This is a genomic window from Fulvivirga kasyanovii (assembly GCF_009711405.1).
In the GTDB taxonomy this organism is placed as follows: Bacteria; Bacteroidota; Bacteroidia; order Cytophagales; family Cyclobacteriaceae; genus Fulvivirga; species Fulvivirga kasyanovii.
In genome coordinates this window covers 51,114-71,942 of sequence record NZ_SMLW01000678.1, presented here as the reverse complement: position 1 = coordinate 71,942, position 20,829 = coordinate 51,114, and the positions used below count along the sequence as shown (strand labels likewise).

Sequence of the window (20,829 nt, the reverse complement as noted above, 5' to 3'; positions counted from 1 at the left end):
GGTAGCAGGGTCCCCAAGGTCGATCAGGTACCTTACCGAATCTGCTGTTAAGCCAGCCATTGCTACATCTGCTGCATGAGCCTTCATAGCCAGTGCGCTTACGAACAAAGAAAAACAAATAAGAACAGCCCATGCAGTACTAAAACCACAGGGCCACGAATTTTCGGAAGTATTTTTATAATTCATTCTGAACTCCGTTTAATGGGTTGTTATAAATAAGTTCCATGCCAAAGAGGTCCGGTTTTGCATTGCCATCTTCCTGAGTGGTTAGCCTGCTGTTATTTATGGTTTGAAGCCAACCGCGAATGTTGTACCTGTAATCAATGGACTGATGCGGCATGTTATCTTCAAGGTGAAGGTTCTTCTCTATCAACTGGCCCAATGCATTGTATCTATTGGCAGCCAAAAATATCTCTCCCTGCGGTGTGCCGTTTTTTATGATCTCATGGAAGCCATTGATAAGACGTCCACTATGGTCATAAGTGTATCGTTTTTTAATACCAATGTAGTTATCTCCCTTAGAGTACATGTTGCACGTTGCCACTATCCAACCCGGAAAATTGTAGAGTGTGCTAAACCTGTCTATACCTCCACTATAATTTTCCGTCACGGTTTGTATTACTCTATAACGCTCATCATAATAAGTAACACTGCTAAGCCATGTGTTATTATCATCGAGCACCTTGGTTTTGGTTCCAGTTATCATTCCCTTCACTTTATCAAATTCGATATCAGGGAATGTATGAGTACCTTGTGACGTAGTGTAAGAACCCAGTTGATTTTTATCATAATTATAGGAAGCACCAAAATCTGAAAGGGTTTTAAACCCATAGCCATCATAGTAGGTCACTGTAAGATAGTCATCCGCCGCTACCCCTCGTGGGAAAGCCAGATCGGTATATCCATGTTTGGCAGTCCCTGTGGTTTCAAAATATGCATCTTCATCACCCACCCTGCCATTTACGAAATCCTGCATGTCTTTTTGACCAATAGCATTGCTATGAGTATATATTCCCGTAAGTATTGGTCTGTTCAGTTGATCATACTTCGTAAATCTCCACTCTCTACCAATTGTACTATTAGGATCTCTTTGATTTCCGTCTTGGGTTAACACTGCTCTATCCCTCACATCATAGACCATATAAACCCAACCTGCACCAGGAACCCGCTTCCCGGCGGCTCTGTTTCTGGCATCATACCTATAAGTAAAAGCGTAATCTGCCAGAAAATCATCATCAAGCGCGGCTCCGGAATTCAGTTTTTTACTAGCCTCCGGAGGTAGTACAAACCTCAAATTTCCCATATCATCATATATATAGTAGGTATCAGCCCACAGCTCTACAGTGGAGTCCGCACTATGCACCTGCGCTCTTTTTAAGATAATATGCCCGCGCTTATCGGTATACTCCTGGGTTTGATTTCCAGCTTCGTCAATAGAAATATTTTTGGTGAGGCTTCCGGCTAGATAATTTCCGGGTGTTTCCGGGAGTTCAGAATGCAAACCAACTTTCCAAATTTTCACTTCATCACTAAGCTCATTTACATGGTACGCAAATTTAACAGTATGAGGATTAGCACTGATTGTTCCATAACCAGAAAGGTCTTTAGTAAACTTTACACGTAACCCATCAATAGGCTCAGCTCCCATGCCTACCCCTATACATAAATAACCATCTTTGATGTAAGCATAATAAGTTTCTTTCTCCAACGAGCCTAACGACATATCCGGCATATCTCCGTGCAAGAACCCGATCTGCCCGATCTTTAAAGACCTGTATACAAATCCTGCATCAAAATTTACTGTTAATACACCCCCTAATACCGTAACCCGTACACCTCCTCCTCCATATTCCGGGTTAACTAGCAACTCATCCCAATCAAAGTATACATTTAAACCCTCGAGTGATAAATCTGATATGTAAGGTTGCCACTCTCTTCCGGCAGCTCCCTGGGTCAATACCCTATTTAAAGGAGATGCCTCATAAACTGTTTCTGCAAAGGGGTATGGGTCATTGGCGTGATTACCCGCTGTTAGATAAAATTCCCTTTGCGCATCTACATAATTTGCCTTATACTTACCATCGTTGCTAAAGTGACTGTAGCTCAAATAGCGCTTTGCAACTCTGCCATTGGCATCATAGTCCGTCGCTGTAACCAAATCTCTTCGCAAAGGGCTTCCTCCCCGTATAACTTCCTGAACCTCACGACCTAGCCCATCAAAATACGTGATATTAGAATTTCTCAGGTTCACGCAATAATCATTAAAGCTATCTTCAGAGGTTTCTTTAATTAATGACCCCTGCCGTTCAACATAATTCATTGAACCAGTCTCCGCGGTAGGCAAGTTAGTTGTGTTGTTTTGCAAGGTTGCAGAAAACGTTAACGATTCTGTACTCCAGCATGCAGCACTAACGTCATAAGATCTAAGAAAATAGTCACCGTTACTATATATTTTAAACGTTGTCCCCTTATTCTCTTTTGATCTTAGATTATTACGTGACACCCAGTACCATTCTGTTCCTGACGAGGGGCTACCCGCAGCATTAAGTTGTGCAGAAGCGCATGACACATTTGTCATGGATATTTGTGAATTAGGAATTTGGGCTGCACAATTTAGTTTTGCCAGGTCAACATCAAAAACAACATTAAAACGGGTGATAACCGGAGCAGGTGACGATCCAGTATGCTCTATAGACAGGTAGCCGTTTTCAATATGCACCCGATAGTTGGCCTGAGTATTAACAACACCTTGCAAGATGTACCCTAAGTGCATATCTGGCAAGGCAGGCTGTGAATTTATAAATTGAATAGGCCCGGTCTGCACCTCACTTTCAATAAAACTTGCATTAAATGAGATAGTCAATATATCATTGTCAATGGTTGCTTGCACGCTTCCACCACCACCTAGATTTCCTACAACAAAGGAACTAAAGTACCATGATTCATGGAAGTTGTCGTATGTGCCTATACTGTAAGTATTATGTGTTATCGCTGTTAAGCAGAATAATGAGAAAAAGATCAGTCTATAAATACGTTTCATAATTTATTTCAGTCAGGATATAATTGGATTTGACTAACTATTGATGAGTAAATTTGAGCAGACATGTATATGCTAATCACTCTTATACTTATAAATGAACTTGGAAAGTATACCGTTATCATGGTCTTTAATCCATTCCAACCTGCCAAATGAATCATAGTCATATTTTTTGGCCTGGCCGTTCGGATCTGTTATTGACAGAATTTCTCCACGATCAGAATAATTGAAGGTTGTGATCATAGAGTACGATAAGTCACCCCTCAAAGCTGCAGCTTCCGAGGATGTTAAACCGGAATTACTGCCTTCAAAATCAACCCCTAAAACACCTTCCACATCTGACCGCCTGCAATTTTCTATCACGGCTAAAAGGTTCTTTTGATTTGAACTCCAGATAAAACTGGTATGGTAACCATCTTCATCAAGTTCTACAATATTGTTATGGTCGTTGTAGGTGATCTGCTTTCGTAGTTTATAATTGCTTTTACCGTAGCCCAAATCACTATCAGGATCAGGAGTTTCATTTACTCCCAGCGTTTCATGCTTATAGTATTTGACAGGAAAATATCCATCATATTCTATATATTCACCTTTTAGGGGATCAGTGGTATGATGATAAAGTGAAGTGGCTACTTCCTGGACTAACGAAGTTCCTGTTTTATGACCATACCGTACATATCTTCGAGTGCCCTCATGGTCAATTATTTCTTGCCAGATCAATAGGTTATTTGAAGAGTACCCATATTTAATATCTTCTGCATACTCCTCTCCATTTCCGCCATAGGTTGTGATTTTACTACTTTCAAGTAGTGAAAATCCTATATCTATCTGGTAGTGCTTGTACCCCAGTGGATCACAGGGAGTTACGGGATCCCAATTCAGCAAATTATTCGTCCCCCCCGGCAAGGGTAAAGATGTAATCTTTAAACCATAAGTTGTATAAACTGTTTGCTTATAGCTGTTCTCAATTTGCTTCACCAGATCACCGTTTTCAGTATAGTCATACTGGTAGAGTAAATTTCCATTACTGTAGGCATAAGTGAGGGAAGGGGTACCGTGAACCATGATCTGCGAATTACTAGTCTCGGGGTTAAATGTATTACAGGAATAAAGTACCGTAGCATCGAAATTACTTTGGCTATCGGTATAGTTTGAATAGACAAATACAGATTTTCCCGAATTGCCCCTTTTTACCTCAACCCTGTCATAACCCACAAAACTACCTGCAGCACTATTGCTAAGCGGGTAGGCAGCATTGGAGCTAAATACATTGAAATAAGAAATTCCATCTTTTGAGGGAATGGTGGTGGCCGTCAGGTAATGAGTAACCGGCTTGTTCATCAATTTTCCTGAGGTAGAACCATCTTCCTTTTGATAAGCATACTCTATTACCTGATCAATATCATTGATTCCATTTGAAATTACCTGTTTGTTAATCCTTAGCCCCGCCCCATAGTTCTTTTTATAGCTGAAGGAGGGGTTTTTCTCTTTGATATTTGCATATGCTTTAGCCCCGGTAACTTCCCTGTCAACCTGATGAGTTTTTAATATATGTGTTCCTTTTGATAATGCTACATCTGTAACACCTGAAGTACTAATGTCCACGTGTGTCCCATCAGGTTTTTCCAACCGCACTATATAAGTTGGTTTAGGTGCTATATAAGCTTCCCTGATCACTGTACCGGAAACCACATCATTTGATGTTTGCATGGAAGTGGCTACAAGCGTGTAATTTGCCGGCGGAAGGTTTAATGCTATTTTAGCTACAGGCGCATATCCTCCCGCAACATATATGGATTTTACATGTACACCGGTATCCCTGTTCTTAATAACCAGGTTATTGCCAACGTTTGAGCTATTCGTGCCTGTAATTGAATAATCGAGAAAAACATTCCTTTCAGTTCCATATACTGTAAAGTCATCTGTATTGGTAAAGATATCATTACAACTGGTATAGCGGGAATCACAAACTTCAGCCTCCACGATTTCCTGATAGGGATGATCAATATTTGTTGTAATTGAAAAAGTTTGATTTTGCACTACTTCAAACTCAACCGATCTAAGCGAACCATTGCCGCAGGAATTAGTAGAATTATAATCCCTGCATATTTCAAGAGGATTGAAAGTGTCAACTGTTTCAAAATTAGAGAAACGATTAGCGCCAAAATCAAAAGATGTCGAACCTCCCGTTGGATACTTTATTGAAGTAATTATGCCATACTTCATGTAATTTTCAACGGGAGCATAATTATCTCCAACCGTTCCAATCAAAGGGGCACCTGCCGCACCATAGCTTACTTTAGGGTAAAATCCGGTGTTAGCAGTTTTACCGTTGTAAAATCCCCAAAGATCCACGGCATCGGAAGTTCTTAAAGGATATTGTGAATGGTTAAAATAGTTTATAACGTAAGGGGGCTTCGCTGTTCCGTCGTTTGAACGCTCCTTCACACTGGTTAACCATAACTTATTTGCCAGATTGTCATAGGAAAATTTGTAGGATCCTACAAGATATTCTATTCCCGTTGAGGATCTTTCGATTAGCTCAATTCGGTCTAACCGAGTCCTTAAATTAGTTCCAGAAGCTGCATAGTTACTGCCTTCAAGCCTGTCATCAACGGTATAAAATTTCACCACTGTGGCACTGTTATCAGGATATGTTATGGTTATATCCTTTAAAAACAACCCATCAACCAAATGCTCAACCATGCCGCCGTAACTACTTGGAGAAACAGTCGAAGTACCTGCAGGCAGACAGTCTGTTCTATACTCCGATCTGTATCCACCACTGAAAGTTTTAAATTTATAAGATTTTCGGGTGTAATTAAACTTTATCTGTTCACCAGATGGATGAGTAATGGTCTTTAAGTACCAGCTACTGGCCTGGGTGTTAGAGCCACCATAGGGCGAGTATAAAGACTTCGTCCACTCGATCCAACTCGCCTGCTCCACTCCTTGATTATACATAGTACCACCAAACTCGTAACTCACACCATCCAGCGTGGATATTATCCAACTGTCATCATCTTCAGTTGGTAATTTATCAAAAATCAATTTTGTTTTGCTGTCTGTAATAATCTCCCTGTCCTCATTAAAGAGAAACTTCCCACTCAGACCACTAAAGTTAAAGTAAAAGTTATCCGGCTCGGTATCGTACATATTTGCTTCAAATAGAACGTCGGAAATGAAACCGGCATTTTTTGAGGTATTAAAATCCTGCGTATCATCTTCCCATTGAAGGGCACAACTGGCACCAATTCCCTTCGGGATCTTTCTTCCTGATACCTGGTTACCATTGAGGTAGGTTATGGGCTGGGCAATACCGTATTTATCCTGAGGGCCGTCTTTACTTTTAAAATCAGTCAACCCATTTATCGACCGGGTAATTACTCCACCCGCACTTAATGACCATCCGGCACCTACCCACGATGAAACTTCTTCTACCTTGATACCACTGGCATGATAGCTAAGGGATATGGGTAACGACAAATGCCGCCCCTCCACATTATAAAGCGGTATGTTTATGCTCGGTATGCCTGTATAGGTACCCACGGGTATTTCCCCATATTTCCCCAGGGCAGCGGCATCGGGTGGCGGAGGTATATTAACCTGGAATTTCTCTGACTGCGACAAACCATTATGCCCAATTAATAAAAAGAGCAAACTAATACTAAAGTAGGTGCATACTCGTGCTGTCATTCTTTTTGATGGTTATGTATATGTAAGTACTAAGTTGAATAATGTAATTTTTTAGGCAGTTCCGCCCTAAACTGTATTACAACTAAAACTATAAAAACAAATATTTAAAAAAATATCCGCTTAAAAGTAAAAAATAAATATTAAAATCATAAAACTAATATGAATTTTTATAAAATTATATTTTCATTAAGGAAATGTAATTTTTATAAACTAAACTGCTCTGTCTAAAAAGACTTTGACACTTACTCAAAGTATTCAGGTTTACTTTTTCGCTTCATCCTCACCAATGCAACATTGGCAAGCCTGATAAAAAGACTTTGTATTCCCGCAATACTTTGCTGTATTGCTTCGTACCAAACTCTAACTCTGACACCGACATATTCAGAAAAAAAAGTTGATAACGCAGGCCCTTACTTCTGTGAATCGTAAAAGTTCGCATATCAAAAAGAGCAACCTTAGAATCCTCCTTAATGAAGTATGAGTCTTTAATTGTCTTTGTATAATCAAATATTCTGATCATACTGCATTCAGTTATACGGACGATTCACCGGGTCTTTGATAAGCACCAGGTTTACCCTTTCCCGTAAGCGTTTCAGGCTTTCGACATGGCCTTGCAGGGAGTAGTGCATAAACTGAAACCCACGTTCATAATCTTCCAGCATCTTCGTTTTTTGTATGATCTCGGTCAGACCGTTTTCATAGATCAGGTGGGCGAACGTCATGTTCGTGGCTTCATAGCTTTCGGCCAGTTTTGTGGTGTTTTGGATCAGCTCGTTAAGCCCACCCAGCAACATACTGTACTGTTCCTGTGACTCTTCCCATGTTGTTTTCATATTGTCCATAAGTTTTAGCTTTAAGGGGCGTAACCGGGGGGAGACACTTGCAAGCTCCCCCTGGATGGTTGTGAAACACTAACCCATATAGATAATGAGTATTTTTAAGTCTTCTCTTTTGCTACGAAGGCTGCAACTATGCTGCCTTCGGCTTCATATTTATAGGTATTCAGACTTCTGTCAAATACGATCGGGGCGTGAAAGTCTTCTTTCATGATCCTAAGCATATTAAATACACTTCTTTTCGATATCCCCAGCCTTTTGGACAGGTCTTCTGCTCTTCCGGCACTGCGTCTTTGAATAAGCTTGTCCATGCGCTCTATGCGCTCTAAAAATAGACTTTCCTTCATTTTCGATCTGTAAATCTGTTAAGGCGTTGGGGAGGTGCGGTTTCCTGCACCTCCCGTTGCCCGTCAACCTAAACCCAATTAGGGCCAACAAAGACAAAGCTTGAATACCCGGCATCGTACTCAATTTTGCATTCCCTCATTTCTTCCAGGGCTTCTATATATGCTTTCGTTAATTCGGTATTCATTTCAAGTTTCGCGGCCAGCTCTTCCAATGTCCCTGTGCTTTTGGAGGTAACTAAATCCTCCAACCGCATGAGCCGCCAAATGATAAGTGGTATTCCCACAATTGCTGTCAGCGTCGCCTAACTCTTGATAGTTTCAGTTTAAAGTACCCTAGAGAATAGCGGATAGGCTTTCTATTGCGTCGGACACTTATGTTTTCGGATGGTGCTTCTCTCTCTATGTCTTTCGGGGTTTCGAAGGCTACGTGCCTTTGGTCGAAGAGCATAAATGCTATTGGGTCTTCACAATTACTTTTGACAAAGTCTATGGCTCCGTCGTTAATGTGAAAACTCAAATCATCAGTTATTTGATTACCAGCGAAGTACTCTTCAAGTTGCTCATAAGCTAGCCAGCAAATCGGTGAATGCTTTACAAGTGCATGTGCTTGTCCCAGAATAGTATTATATTCGGTTTCAAGATTGCATTCCAAATACGGAAATTTAAGGGGTTGGTTGGTCATGGTAATTAATGATCTTAATTGTAAATTTGGAAAAGGACTCTACATCAAATATCAGAAAGTAGAATCTTTTGTAGTCAAAAACAATAATGATTCGAAATTAAAACATTGCTGTGAAAAATACAACAATAGAGGAGAGAATTTATCACTTTCGCACAAGAAATAATTGGTCTCAGGCTGAATTGGGTGAAAAAATCAAGGAAATAACCGGTAAATTTTTGGCTAGAGATGTGATCTCCAATTATGAAAAAGGCAGGCGCAAGGTGCCATCTGAACTCGTGCCTGTACTTGCGAAAATATTTGATATTTCCACTGACGAGCTATTTTACAAGTATCCAAAGGTTGTTGCAAAAAGTCCAACACTTCAAGCTATTGAAGAATCAGAAAAGTTGGCAAAGAAAGATATTAAAGAGGCTTATAGGAAGGCTATTGAAGCTTTACATCAGTCCAAAATAGAGATCCAGGCATTGCGTGATCAGTCTGAAACTTTTGAAAACGAAATGAAAAGATATAAGCAGAAAGCCGAAGATTCCCAAGCTGTAATTGATAAAATCAGGAAAAACCTTTCAATGTAACCTAAGCGTTGCGGTATGGTGGATATCCACTCTCGATTAGTGTTTGTTTAATCCTTTCAATTTGTGTCTTAGAAAGCTGGTAGTCTTTTGTTGTTATCCTTAAATCTTCTTCAGTGGCCTTTAAATTTTGGGCTGTCACTTTAAGGTTCTTCCTATAGATTATTATAGCTGCGAGGAGAATTAAGCACGATAAAGCAAGTATGACTGCAGCTACTACTGACTGGAGTTTGCCTTCCTTTTCATTCCTAAGATTATTTTCATAGACATACTCATTATACCCCTTTTTGACTGAATATTGGGCATAAAGGGTATTAAGCCTTGACTGAAGCTCGGCCAAAACTTTCTTACTTTCACGCGCTACGCCAAAATAATATAGCGATCTCTTAAAACCTTCATCGGTTCGCATGCCTGGACTACTTTCATAAACGGTCTGGATATTCTCTAAAGCCACATCTAGCTCATCATTGATTATATCTTCCTTTGATAGGTCTACTACCTCATCAAAGTAGCTCAGTGCTTTCTTAAAATTTTCCCTCTGAAGCTCTACCTGGCCCAAATAATTTAACGTAGGCCTTAGATCGACATTATCAATGGATTGTTTAAGGGTTAAGGACTTGTTAAACCAACTTTCAGCCGTTTCTATTTTCCCCTCATATAAATAGGTTTCTCCAATGTTTCCGTAAACAAATGCTGCCTTAAGGGAATTCTTGTCAGCTAAAAGGTCAAATGATTTGTTATAGCTTTCTCTAGCTTCTTTAAATTTAGCTTGTTTGAAGTAGAGTTTGCCGTATAAAAGGTGGAGAGTGCTGAGTTTATCGATGGCTTCGTTCTCTTGGCTAAAGGCTATTCCTTTATCAAAATAGTTTTCTGCAATTTCATAAGCAGCGCTATCTATAAACAAAAGCCCCATATTCTCATATAAACCAGGTAGTTTATCTTCTCGTCCTAGCTTTATATAAATATCTTCTGCTGCACTAAAGCATTCAAAAGCCTCTTTTGATAAATATGCAGTACGATAAATATCGCCAATGTTATTTAACACTTTTGCTTGAAACAACGAATCTCCGACCTGCTGATATAAATCAAGGGCATTAAAGAAGGCGGTTACTGCTTCATCAAGATGATTGTCCATCTTCTTTAAATACCCATATCCGATGTAGTATTTTGCTAGATACTCATCATTTTCCTGTTGCTCGGCTTGAACCTTTATACTTTCTAATAAGTTATATGCAATATCTGGTTCGGAATAGTGCTTGGTATATTCTTGATAAGTATTTTCAAGAATCTTCAAATCGTCCGAGCTATCAAAAGGAACTATGGATTCCTTTTCAGAACAGGCAGCTAACAATAAAATAAAGATTGCAGTTGTAGACAAAGCAAATTTCATAACAAGGTGGTCGGTTTCAAAATGGTATCAGGCAAAATTGTCGATATAAATTGATTGACCGCGTATAAATTAGCTTCGTTATCTTACATGCATAGGCAAAACCTTACAAATTAATCTTTCTTTCTTTTAATTTCCATTTTCAATTGGCGGCTCTACATGTCCACCGTCTCCCTCAGTTGCAAACTCAATCGGCGGCTCTACATGTCCTTTATTCCCCTCTGTGGCTGCCTCTATTGAGTTTTTTAAACTTGGCTTAATCTCTTCCTCACTACAGGACATAGTCAAAGAGCCACAGGTTACAATTAAAATGGCTGCAATAATTCTTTTTGTGTTCATGGTTTGTACGTTTTATTTGATTAGTGCAAACCTAGAGCTTTCCGGGTAAAATAATCTGACGAGTTTCATGTCATAATTACGTTAGTAATTAAGCACTTACAATTTATCGCGATAGACACTAATAGAAAAAATACAATTTATCAACTTTTTGACCACCTCTGAATTTGCCAACAATAGCACGAGATTACAAATTGACTGATTTGTACTGAAATGGCAGTAATTTACTGTTCTATGGTATTAATTTTAACTATTTAAAAGAAACATTACATGAAGCTGTTAGTTACACCGACCAGCGGATAGGTATGTGGGGTTGCATTTAGCACCGCTATGACCAATTTTATCCGCTAAATCACGCAAAATACAAAATATGGTAAAATGAAAATACATTTTTTGTATTTTTGATTCATGCTACAAAAACTGGAAAATATTTTCTCAATTGCAGGCACGGTAAAGGCCATTCAATTTAATCGCCTTTTCAATTCGGAGCCGATACTTTCTGTCACGGATACAGGGGTGCATAATCGTACTATTGATACCTGGGATGGCAAAAAGTTAATCATAACCCCCAGGAAAAACAAAGGCATTCACCGAAGGTTTAATTTTCTTGAATTTGTATGGATAAGAGTGTTGGAAGATATTCAAGGCATTGGCATCAAAAGCAAAGTGCTTAAACGCACGAAAAAGGAGCTTTTCTACCATGTGAATTTTCAGATTATGAAACGCCTTATTCGCATGGATCAGGCGTTGATGGATGGTTGGGGCGATAGTTCTTCTATGACTGAACTGATTGAGATAATTAAGGTTGGGGTAAAAAGAAAAAAAGCCAGCAAACAGTTCAACCTATTTCAACTATTGGTCAGCGAAGCTATTTTTAGCAAAGAGCCTGTCAACCTGCTGATATTTGGTGATGGTGGCTGGCTCCCGCTGTTTAATAACGATGTTAGCATCTATCCCGAAGAACTTAGAGAAAAGATCCTTTATGAAAGTCACTTTAATATTTCCCTCACCAGGATCATCAGGGAGTTCTTCGCTCATCCGAAAGCCGGCCTTATTATCAATGAAATTGATTTGTTTTCTACCGTTGAGCTAAAGGTATTGCAAATCATAAGTTCCGGAGAATACAACACCATCGAAGTAACCCTTCTTGACGACACTGTACGGCTACTGGAGAAGTCTGCATATTCCGGGTTAAAGCTGATAGATTATCTGGTAGAAGGGAATTATAAAAGCATCCGGCTCAATGCTACTGGGGGGATGATGGTGGTTGTGGAGAATGTGAAGTTGTCGGTTGGTGGGTAAAGTGAAATTTATAGGCATATTGACAAAATATTAAATCACAGTCCTGATGGATTACAAACAAAAGGAATCCGTAACAGCACTAAAATCGTTTCTTGCCAAGGCGCGATGAGTCCATGGACTCAATACAAGAATTCACAGACCTTAGATGCCGATGTTTCATGGAATGCTTCCTATTTTTTTGCTCAACTAATCTCAAACGCCAAGTCCTCGAAATATTTTTGGAATATTGAAAAGACCATAGAATTTAAGAAGAAATATAAAAAGCAACATTGACCTTCATAAACTTATTTCAAAACATTGGCTAAGGGTAGTCTTGTTTTTTTCGAAATTCCAAAATTAATCGATCAGCAGCTTATAACTACGAAAAATACAAGGATTGCCACATGCAGTAGGCATTAAGATTACTAATGCTAAATCGGACAGTCTTGCTGACAATGATCTTTAATAAAAGTACAACCTACCGAATATAGTTAAGATACCTGCCTTACTTCTTTTGATTTCTTTTATAGTGGATTTCCTAGGTAAAACCTTCATAAAATGTTGAACCGAAAAATACATAACCTTTCTTATTTGTATAGTATTTATTAATGATGCTAGAGTCAGTCTTTTTTATTCTTATCAGGTTGGTGATATAAAAGAACGAGATAAGCGGAGTTTTTTATATCTCTTATTCTAAATTAACCTTGATAAAAATGAAACTTATAATCCAATAAGACTATTCTCGTTCCCTTTAAAGTTAATTATTCTCAGGAGCTTTCCATTTCCCTGATCTTGTCTTTCCAGATGCTTACATTCTGGTTGATCCGCAGGATGGTGGTGACCAAAGTAAATAATGCCAGTATGGCCAGTGCTGTAAATGTTATACCTATCAGGCTTCCAAAGATGGTGCTTACAGCTATGAAGAGGGCTGAGATAAGTATGATCAGCAGGCTGGAAGCCCTATGCTTTAAGCCCAGGAATAATACAAGATGATGCAGATGGGTACGATCAGCCTTAAATGGGCTGTGTCCATTGGCTATTCTTCTTTTATAAACCCTCAATGAATCTACCACTGGCAGTGCCAGTACGCCGATAATTGTGGCCAGGCTCGCTGTAGCATGGGAAGTGTCTTTTGTAGTTTGCAATATTGAAATAGCTGAAACAACGAGTATAAATCCTAAGAATAATGACCCGGCATCACCCATAAATATCTTGTTTTTCTTATCAAAGTTGAATCTCAGAAAGGCTATGAGAGAACCAATTAACGAAAGATATAAGGTAATTAAGAATGCCTCGCCTGCCAATATGGCCAGCACGGTAAAAGCACCAAGGCCAACTACTGCCAGGCCCGCAGCCAGACCATCGATGCCATCCATGAGATTGAAGGCATTGACTACACCTGTAATAACCAGTAGTGTCAGTACATATTGCACTGCCTCCGGTAATTTGTATATTCCAAAAATACCATACAATGAATCTATTTTCAATCCATTCCTGAAAGCATAATAGGCCAGAGCAATCTGAATAAGTAATTTAAGGGATGCTCGAATATTCAGTTTGTCATCTATAACACCAACAAGCAAAAGTAGGATGGCACCAAGCACGATAACCTTAATGTCTCCCATATTTGCCCAAGAAGGATTGGTAAGTAGGAAGGAAAAGAACGATCCTGTAAAGATAGCCATTCCCCCTACCAGAGGTACAGGGCTTCTGTGTATTTTACGTTCATTAGGGGTATCTACTAGCCCTACCAGCAGAGCAAGTTTTCGGAGCCAGGGAATAACTATCCAGGTAATGACTGTGGCTATTAAGATCGTGGGGATGTGGTGGAAGGTATCCATAGTTTTTAGCGTTTTATAAAAAATGCATCTTCATTTTTGAGGTGTCCGAGGTTCATTTTCAGAAGTAGCTGATAATCCAGTTCTTTGACTTTATGGGTAACCGATGATTTTTCTTTGACCGTAAGCGCCTCTACTATGAGTTTTTTGTACTTATTGACAATAAGCTTCCAAGTGTATCTTCTTTCGGCTATACCTTGCATAGTAGTACCTAGTAATTGCAACATTTCGGGTGAGGTCTGATCAATAATTGTTTTAAGCTCCTGCTCATCTTTAAAGTACAATGCCTTGTTTTCCGTAGTTATCTTGTTATATGAAACGTTAAAGGCAATAACCGGAAGTCCAAGGTACATTGCCTCCACCAGCGAGGGGTTAGTGCCACCGGCAGAGTGCCCATGGATGTAAATAGTAGCATGAGACCTCAGGGCATCAAGTTTACGTTGGTTATAAATCGGGTCAAGCAGGATTATGTTATCGAGAACCCCATATCTGGCCCTGACATTTTTGCCGTATTCACTGTTGTTCCAGTTGCCGATCATGACCAGGTTGCTTTTAGGTAACCGGGCAAATGCTTCCAGTATAACATGGATGTTGTTTTCGGGCTCTATGCGGCAAACCTTGAAGGCATAGGGTGAAGCCAGAAAGGGGAAGGCGTTTATGTCTTCTTCGGTAAGTTTTACTTTTAAAGTATGATCGGCACCATACTCTATTATGCGGCTCAATGATCCATACCTCTTGGCTGTATAATCCTGTATGGCCTCATTGTCCGAAATATCAATATGCGAATATTTGACTGCAAGACCTTCAGCCCAAAAAAGGTACCATTTGGCCGGCAGGTTCCACTTATCGCGCTTCCACTCAATGCCATCAATGGAAACGATTATTTTTTTATTGGTGAATATTTTGACAAAAGGCAGTATCCATGCCCCGGCTACGCCCAGAATCAGAAGGACATCCGCAAAGAAAAGAGCATGTAGTATGGACAGCGTGTCATATGGAATGCTCTGTATCCCATTGGCATTGAGGGGAAGGTATTTGAGCTTTGCGTTTTTATAAGTCTTTTTTCTTGTTTGTCTGGGATATTTCTTTCCCGAGCAGTATACGGTTAGCTCATAATCATCGCTTAAATGCTCCACGATATGTTCTGCAAGGGTTTCAAAGCCACCATAACTGGCGGGAAGCCCTACCGTGCCGATTATTGCTACTTTCTTCTTTTGATGTGTTTTCATTATGAGGTCATTTAGTTTTAGATGATCCCAATAACCTGCCAAAAGTTATAACTTACTGATTTACAGTTTAAGAATTAATTTTTGCTCGCTTACGGATTCCATCAGCTGGAATGATATTCCGGTAAACAAACTACACCCGGTAAAGTATGCGTAGACTTTGATCAAGAAAACCCCGCTCGCTGAAAGCAGTGATTTTTCTAAGCGAGTTTGCTTTCATTTCGGCATACAGACCGGGGTTATTTAGCAAAGTATTTAAAGCGAGATGCAGACTCCTGCTGTCCCTGGAGTCTACCTTAAAGCCGGTATAACCTTGGTCTACAATTTCTTCAATGCCTCCCACAGGGGGTACAATGGCTGGCAAGCCATATGCCATACCTTCGATAATTGTAAGACCAAACGTTTCTATCCAACCATCTGGCCTCGACAGGTTGAGGATTACATCCGCCCACTGGTAAAAGGGGTGGAGGTTTGTCTGTGTGCTGTAAAGCGCAATATTTTTAGGCAGGTCCACACCGGAAAAATAAGAGGCTATACTTTCATTAGATGCATTCAATACCAGTCTGAATTGAAATAAAGGGTTGGTACATGCCAGCTCCACAAACTCATCAATGCCTTTATAGGCCTTCAGAGAGCAGGCCATAAGTACATTGCAGCGGTTGTTTTTATGGTTACGTTTTTTGCTGGCTTCCAGAAGAAAGGACTCCTCTATTGCATTGTAAAGCACATTAGCGCTTACCCCGGACATACCTTCTATTTCTGCAAGGTATCTGGATACATATACAACCTCTTTTGCGGTTAACCTCACCACCCCAAATAAAAATTTTTTGAAAATCTCCGGCCTTACCGTGGTTTCGTGAATGTGATAAATTACCTTACATCCCTTGAATTTGCCAAGTAAGGCTGCACCAAACGGTAATACGGTGTTAACGTAGATGATATCGGTTTTCTTAACCCTGAAGAAAAGTAATAAGATGAGTAAGAGCTGACTAAGCATAAGATTGAAAAGCCTAACCAATGGATTGGGGGCAAACCTGTACCAAAAGAAGTGATAATGGATGCCTTGCAAATTTGTTAAAAAGCCTTTGCCGCCGGTGCCAGTGATCAGATGAACTTCATGACCTTCAATCTGCCAGCCTTTTGCAAGCTGCATCAATACCTTGGGACTTCCGCTATAGTCATTAAATAAGTGAAAGGCAAAAATTCTCATGCGCTTAATTTTTTATAGATATCATTTAACTGCTCGCCTCTTATATCCCAGTGAAAGTGGTGTTTAAAGTGCTTTCTAGCATTTTCGCACATTTCTGCGTGTGTTTGAGGTTGCTGGTACAAGGTTTGAATGGCTATTGACAGCCCTTTAACCGTCTCGTCATATGGCTGTGGAGGTATGGCAAATCCGCATGACGGATCTATGAATTCACCCGGACCGGAGTTGTCCAGGCAGATCACCGGAAGCCCGAATGACAACGCCTCGGCCACCACCATTCCGGCGCCTTCGTGTGAAGGGAAAAGGAAGGCTGAGGCAGATTTAAATAACTGCATCAGTGCTGTCCGTTCAATCCAACTGACAAAGGTTACCAGGTCTTTTACACCCTCACTGACGCAAAGGTTTGTATAGAATTCTATTTCAGGGCCACTCCCCACAATGATGAGCTCAACGTCCGATCTCTGTGCTTTGGGTAATTGTCTCATAAACCTGGCAAATGCCTTTATAGAAAGGTCAAAACCTTTCAGGGGCACCAGCCGTCCTGCTGATATGAGGGTAAACTTCTCGTGGCTTACAGGTTTAGAGTAGCCGAAATCCTCGGTGGCCACGGATGGCATAGTGATCTGCATTCCGGGCAAAGACAGTACATCTTTGACTGACCTGTTCATATTACAGACCACGTCTGCCTTGAGTGCTGTTTTTCGTAAAGCCGATGAATATTTCCAGAATGCCTTTTTAATGACCCAGGTCAGCCTGTCTTTGATCCAATAGCTTTTTTTGTATGGTGCCAGGTATTGTGCTGGGATTCGTGGATGATGGCCCACGGGGCCCCAGACAAACGGCTTCCCCAGCTTCCAAAGATAACTTGGGGTCCAGTCGTTATGAAAGTTCAGGTTATGCACGATATCAAAGGAGTATTTTTGCCTGCGTATAAATGGTATTACTCCCCGTTGCCACATCCAGTAATACAGCATTGCACCTCTACCACCTTTTTTCCAGAACCTCATCCAATATGGCAGGTCAAAATATAAGAAACGGATATTTTTGTAGCGTTCATCAGGAACTTCCGCCATATACTTTTCTATATTTCCCCGGTTGTTCTCGCGGGTAACGGCTATAACATTGTTGAACCGGGCAATCTGGATGATAAAATTCCATCCCATACCGTCCTCAGAGCCTTTGTAGGGGTTTACAGCATATGCGGTTGCCAGTATTGTTTTTTGCTTACTCATGCGGATCGGGTTAATTGGAATTTTTGCTCTCTCTTTTTGATCAGTCTGGCAGGAACTCCGCCGATGATGCTGTTTGGCGGAAAAGACCTGGTGACTACCGCTCCGGCAGCTATCACACAACCACTTCCTATTTCCACACCGTCCAGGACAGTTACTTTGCTTCCGATCCAGCAATTGGGGCCGATAGAGATCCCCTTGCGTGTGGTACCCTGGTGGCGAATAAGCGATTCGGGATTATCATAAATATGGTTTTCAGGATGGCAGCTAAAGTACTGGCCTATGATGCAGTCGTCACCGATCTGCAGGCCACCGGCACCGCCCAGGTACGCATATTCACCTATACCGACATTATTACCTATTTTAATGTAGCTGCCGAGGTTGTTTAGTGATGTTGATACGATAACCCGGCTAAATGCCCCAATGCCTACATTATCGCCCAACACTATCCCTTCGGTCGCCAATGCACTGAGATAAACATGATCTCCGAGTTTCATAAACTTTCCAAAGTTAATTTTAGGAGTATTAAATAGTTTTACCCCTTTGCCCAGTAAAGCCATTTTTGGTTTTTTAAAACTCAAAAGGAGAGTGACGGATCGCAATACACTCCACACCTGGATCCATACGAACTGAAGGAGCGCAGATGTATTCAGCTTTTCATCAAACCTGAAATGAGGGTTTCTTTTTTGTATAATGCATTCTATTAGCTTTTTCATGAGGCGGCTCTTAATATGGTTTTCTGTATGATGTAGTTTATCGTTCTGCCCAGGATAATATTCTCTACAGCATAGTAGCGGCGGCGGTACCCTTGTTTGTCCAGATGCTCAAAAAGTGTTTTGTATCGGGAGGTTAAGTCAATAATGGCATCTTCATCCAGCTCCTGCTTTCTTTCCAGAATAATATCAGGGGTGGCGTATAAGAAAAAATTGAGGTCAGGTTTCATTAAAAAATTATAACCAAACCTTGTAATATGTTGAGGTAGCTCAATATTACTTCTTTTTCCATCGTTGATGAAGTCAAAATAGTAGCGGTCGTAAATGACCACAAACCCGCGTCTTATATATTTGAAATAGACATAAAACTGGCCAAATAAGTAATCGGTATAGTAGTAGGCAAAACGTATGGCAGAGCTTAGTGCGTTTTTATTATTGCCCTGGCGTGGAAGGGAGTTGACAGCGTCTTGCTCGGCTTTTGCCTTGCCTTTTGTCCAGACACTGAGTATAGGTAGTACTGATGGTCTGTGGCGCAAAACTACTACGCGCTTTCTTAGTCTCTTTTCTATGATCTGCCTGGTTTGTTCTATAACAGTAGATTTACCAGCCCCATCTACCCCGCTGAAAGTGATGGTCATGCCCTTTGATAAAATAACTTCCTTGACTGCATCCAGCAGATATTCTATATGATTTAATATCCATGCAAACCCGTCATTGGCTTTTTGTCCGCTGAGTATTCCAAGAAGCCTGTCAGGCCGGACTTTCCCCTGTATGGAACTTTTGTAGAGCACTATGTCTATTAGGTTACCGGTATGGCGTAATGATGTCATTCTTGGCCGGTATCTGGCAGGAATAAGTTTATTATTTAATCCGTAAAACAGGCCAATAAACCGGGCTTCATCATGTTCATGCATGCACTTAATGCCGAAGTCGTTTTTGACTGCCCTTTCCAGAACCTCTGAGGCTTGCATAAACACGGTACCCTTTCTTTTAAACTTCCAGATTAGATCAAGGCACAATACAGATCCGTCTTTTATGAAGATATTAACGGTAGCCATAAAGGATTTTTTGATTACTGATACACGGGAGACCAAGGAATGATTTTTATAGAAAGAGATAGTGTCATCCAGATTGTTTTTCTCAAAACACATATCTATATCAGCATTTTCGGAGAGCTTCTCAGGCTCATTTTTAGTGAATTTTATGGTTGCATATCGCTTATTAGCCATATGGTCAAAGGTGTCCAGAATGAGTAGCTTCCTGTTAGTCAGCTCTGGTTGCAATACATCTGAAATAGCATCGTTCCAGGTATTGAGCAGCCATTCCACCTGGGTATGCCAAATTTCCTGAGTACTGTATATTTCAAGATATTTGGTTGTGTTGATCAGCAGATACAGTTTCAGGTATTCTGTCCATGTAGCTTTTTGTTCTCCTATCCAATGGCTGAAGGCCTGTGTCGCCGCTACCTGAGTTATCTCTTGCTTTATCTTTGTCCATGGTTTACGATTGATGAGAATTTCTTTTTGGATGATAAAATGAAAGGTATCAAAACCCAAGGGCATGTCACCAGCTAGCTCCCAGTCATAAATGGAAAGCATGCCTTTGTTAATGTACATATTCCAGGGAGTGAAATCTCCATGGCTTAAGCATTGTCTGATATTCTTTATCCTGATCAAACCTGCGAGGGTTTTAAGTTTTTTTATCAGGCCTTTGGGTAAACGGTCATCGCTAAGGTTGTTGAGTGTATCCATTGAATGTGATAATAAGCCTGTTTGCTCTAAGGCAACATCATACGCAGTTTTGCTGCAGAGTTCGTTCAAGGCATTCAGATGATATTCCGTAAGAGTATTGCTTCTCAAGCCGCCCGCAGATAAATCCTCCTGTTGAAGTACATGGCCTGAAACCTGCCTGGTCCGGGGAATAGTAAACTCAGACATGTGTAGCCCAATAAGTTTTTTCAGGGAATCACATTCATTAGTAATGAGCTGTGCTGCTTTGGGTGTATTTGCAATTTTGAAGAAATATGAGTGGGAATTGGCCGTATGATATAGTAACATTTTGTTGTTTGGGCCCGGAGTTCCTGTAAAAATGGCCCAGTTATCTTGAATAAAATCAATAGGCGTATCTTTGGCTATACGCTTCAAATAGATTGTTGAGGTTTTGAAAAGCATGCGTTGTAGACCAACAAAAAAAATTACTTTACAGGCTATGGCAAAAAGCGTGGATTTAAGGCCAGAGATATTATAGAATTTTAAAAAATACGGCTTTTTAGCCTTTGTGGGACAAACCCAACGGGGAGAGCCATCGGGATTGTTGATAATGATTAATTCTAATTTTTCGCCTGCTGAAGCGGACGATTCTGCGGAATATCCAAATTTCTTAAAAACTGTCAGCATCTGGTTTAATTTTTTACTTTCATTATTTCCAAAACCATTGCCATTTATT

At 40.4% G+C, this 20,829-nt stretch carries 16 protein-coding genes; 2 read left to right on the top strand and 14 right to left on the bottom strand.

The genetic code is table 11. The features are described 5' to 3' along the window. The 6 genes from E1163_RS29540 to E1163_RS29515 form a co-directional block, all read right to left on the bottom strand. Window positions 1–186: hypothetical protein (locus tag E1163_RS29540; protein ID WP_155177286.1), on the bottom strand; the 186-nt coding region annotated here is incomplete at its 3' end. Further along, window positions 176–3,040 carry a DUF6443 domain-containing protein gene (locus E1163_RS29535; protein ID WP_155177284.1) on the bottom strand — a complete coding sequence of 955 codons (2,865 nt, stop codon included), beginning with the start codon at window positions 3,038–3,040 and terminating at the stop codon, window positions 176–178. The genes E1163_RS29540 and E1163_RS29535, both read right to left, overlap by 11 nt. 72 nt (window positions 3,041–3,112) lie before the next feature. Continuing rightward, window positions 3,113–6,733: an RHS repeat domain-containing protein gene (locus tag E1163_RS29530; RefSeq protein ID WP_155177282.1), complete on the bottom strand. Its 3,621-nt coding sequence runs from the start codon at window positions 6,731–6,733 to the stop codon at window positions 3,113–3,115. 527 nt (window positions 6,734–7,260) lie between these two features. Beyond that, entirely contained in the window at window positions 7,261–7,566 is a 306-nt protein-coding gene (locus tag E1163_RS29525; RefSeq protein WP_155177280.1) for a hypothetical protein, read from the bottom strand. 104 nt (window positions 7,567–7,670) lie between these two features. Next, window positions 7,671–7,916, bottom strand: a complete 246-nt coding sequence (locus E1163_RS29520) for a hypothetical protein (RefSeq protein ID WP_155177278.1) — start codon at window positions 7,914–7,916, stop codon at window positions 7,671–7,673. A 68-nt stretch (window positions 7,917–7,984) separates the two neighbouring features. Continuing rightward, the gene (locus E1163_RS29515) at window positions 7,985–8,170 is read right to left on the bottom strand and encodes a hypothetical protein (protein ID WP_155177275.1); all 186 of its coding nucleotides are present in this window, start codon (window positions 8,168–8,170) and stop codon (window positions 7,985–7,987) included. Window positions 8,171–8,708: 538 nt separating this feature from the next. Here E1163_RS29515 and E1163_RS29510 point away from each other — a divergent pair. After that, the gene (locus E1163_RS29510) at window positions 8,709–9,170 is read left to right on the top strand and encodes a helix-turn-helix domain-containing protein (RefSeq protein WP_155177274.1); all 462 of its coding nucleotides are present in this window, start codon (window positions 8,709–8,711) and stop codon (window positions 9,168–9,170) included. Between the two features lies 1 nt (window position 9,171). On the opposite strand, the gene E1163_RS29505 is transcribed toward E1163_RS29510, so the two are convergent. Beyond that, window positions 9,172–10,557, bottom strand: a complete 1,386-nt coding sequence (locus E1163_RS29505; RefSeq protein ID WP_155177271.1) for a tetratricopeptide repeat protein — start codon at window positions 10,555–10,557, stop codon at window positions 9,172–9,174. 126 nt (window positions 10,558–10,683) lie between these two features. Then, a complete protein-coding gene (locus E1163_RS29500) occupies window positions 10,684–10,893 on the bottom strand; it encodes a hypothetical protein (RefSeq protein ID WP_155177270.1) in 210 nt (69 codons plus the stop codon). 405 nt (window positions 10,894–11,298) lie between these two features. Here E1163_RS29500 and E1163_RS29495 point away from each other — a divergent pair, with 405 nt between their 5' ends. Further along, window positions 11,299–12,192, top strand: coding sequence for a hypothetical protein (locus E1163_RS29495; RefSeq protein ID WP_155177268.1), 894 nt, complete (start codon window positions 11,299–11,301; stop codon window positions 12,190–12,192). 746 nt (window positions 12,193–12,938) lie between these two features. Here the strand turns inward: E1163_RS29495 and E1163_RS29490 are convergent. From E1163_RS29490 to E1163_RS29465, 6 genes are all read right to left on the bottom strand, one after another. After that, the gene (locus tag E1163_RS29490) at window positions 12,939–14,012 is read right to left on the bottom strand and encodes a glycosyltransferase family 4 protein (protein ID WP_155177266.1); all 1,074 of its coding nucleotides are present in this window, start codon (window positions 14,010–14,012) and stop codon (window positions 12,939–12,941) included. A gap of 5 nt (window positions 14,013–14,017) precedes the next feature. Then, the gene (locus E1163_RS29485; RefSeq protein WP_155177264.1) at window positions 14,018–15,238 is read right to left on the bottom strand and encodes a DUF1972 domain-containing protein; all 1,221 of its coding nucleotides are present in this window, start codon (window positions 15,236–15,238) and stop codon (window positions 14,018–14,020) included. Window positions 15,239–15,368: 130 nt separating this feature from the next. After that, window positions 15,369–16,445 carry a glycosyltransferase family 4 protein gene (locus E1163_RS29480; RefSeq protein WP_155177263.1) on the bottom strand — a complete coding sequence of 359 codons (1,077 nt, stop codon included), beginning with the start codon at window positions 16,443–16,445 and terminating at the stop codon, window positions 15,369–15,371. Next, window positions 16,442–17,674, bottom strand: coding sequence for a glycosyltransferase family 4 protein (locus E1163_RS29475; protein ID WP_155177261.1), 1,233 nt, complete (start codon window positions 17,672–17,674; stop codon window positions 16,442–16,444). Before E1163_RS29475 ends, E1163_RS29480 begins: the two co-directional genes overlap by 4 nt. Further along, window positions 17,671–18,387 (bottom strand): acyltransferase, encoded by a 717-nt coding sequence (locus E1163_RS29470; RefSeq protein ID WP_155177260.1) that lies wholly within the window; start codon window positions 18,385–18,387, stop codon window positions 17,671–17,673. The genes E1163_RS29475 and E1163_RS29470 overlap by 4 nt, the downstream gene beginning before the upstream one ends. Next, window positions 18,384–20,780 carry a phosphotransferase gene (locus E1163_RS29465; protein ID WP_155177259.1) on the bottom strand — a complete coding sequence of 799 codons (2,397 nt, stop codon included), beginning with the start codon at window positions 20,778–20,780 and terminating at the stop codon, window positions 18,384–18,386. Before E1163_RS29465 ends, E1163_RS29470 begins: the two co-directional genes overlap by 4 nt. Window positions 20,781–20,829: the final 49 nt, after the last annotated feature.

Bases quoted from the DNA above. Each gene is read 5' to 3' on its own strand.
- E1163_RS29465 (WP_155177259.1), bottom strand. From the start codon at position 20,780: ATGCTGACAGTTTTTAAGAAATTTGGATATTCCGCAGAATCGTCCGCT.
- E1163_RS29530 (WP_155177282.1), bottom strand. From the start codon at position 6,733: ATGACAGCACGAGTATGCACCTACTTTAGTATTAGTTTGCTCTTTTTA.
- E1163_RS29525 (WP_155177280.1), bottom strand. From the start codon at position 7,566: ATGAAAACAACATGGGAAGAGTCACAGGAACAGTACAGTATGTTGCTG.
- E1163_RS29520 (WP_155177278.1), bottom strand. From the start codon at position 7,916: ATGAAGGAAAGTCTATTTTTAGAGCGCATAGAGCGCATGGACAAGCTT.
- E1163_RS29505 (WP_155177271.1), bottom strand. From the start codon at position 10,557: ATGAAATTTGCTTTGTCTACAACTGCAATCTTTATTTTATTGTTAGCT.
- E1163_RS29475 (WP_155177261.1), bottom strand. From the start codon at position 17,674: ATGAGTAAGCAAAAAACAATACTGGCAACCGCATATGCTGTAAACCCC.
- E1163_RS29515 (WP_155177275.1), bottom strand. From the start codon at position 8,170: ATGCGGTTGGAGGATTTAGTTACCTCCAAAAGCACAGGGACATTGGAA.
- E1163_RS29535 (WP_155177284.1), bottom strand. From the start codon at position 3,040: ATGAAACGTATTTATAGACTGATCTTTTTCTCATTATTCTGCTTAACA.
- E1163_RS29480 (WP_155177263.1), bottom strand. From the start codon at position 16,445: ATGAGAATTTTTGCCTTTCACTTATTTAATGACTATAGCGGAAGTCCC.
- E1163_RS29485 (WP_155177264.1), bottom strand. From the start codon at position 15,238: ATGAAAACACATCAAAAGAAGAAAGTAGCAATAATCGGCACGGTAGGG.
- E1163_RS29500 (WP_155177270.1), bottom strand. From the start codon at position 10,893: ATGAACACAAAAAGAATTATTGCAGCCATTTTAATTGTAACCTGTGGC.
- E1163_RS29495 (WP_155177268.1), top strand. From the start codon at position 11,299: ATGCTACAAAAACTGGAAAATATTTTCTCAATTGCAGGCACGGTAAAG.
- E1163_RS29470 (WP_155177260.1), bottom strand. From the start codon at position 18,387: ATGAAAAAGCTAATAGAATGCATTATACAAAAAAGAAACCCTCATTTC.
- E1163_RS29490 (WP_155177266.1), bottom strand. From the start codon at position 14,012: ATGGATACCTTCCACCACATCCCCACGATCTTAATAGCCACAGTCATT.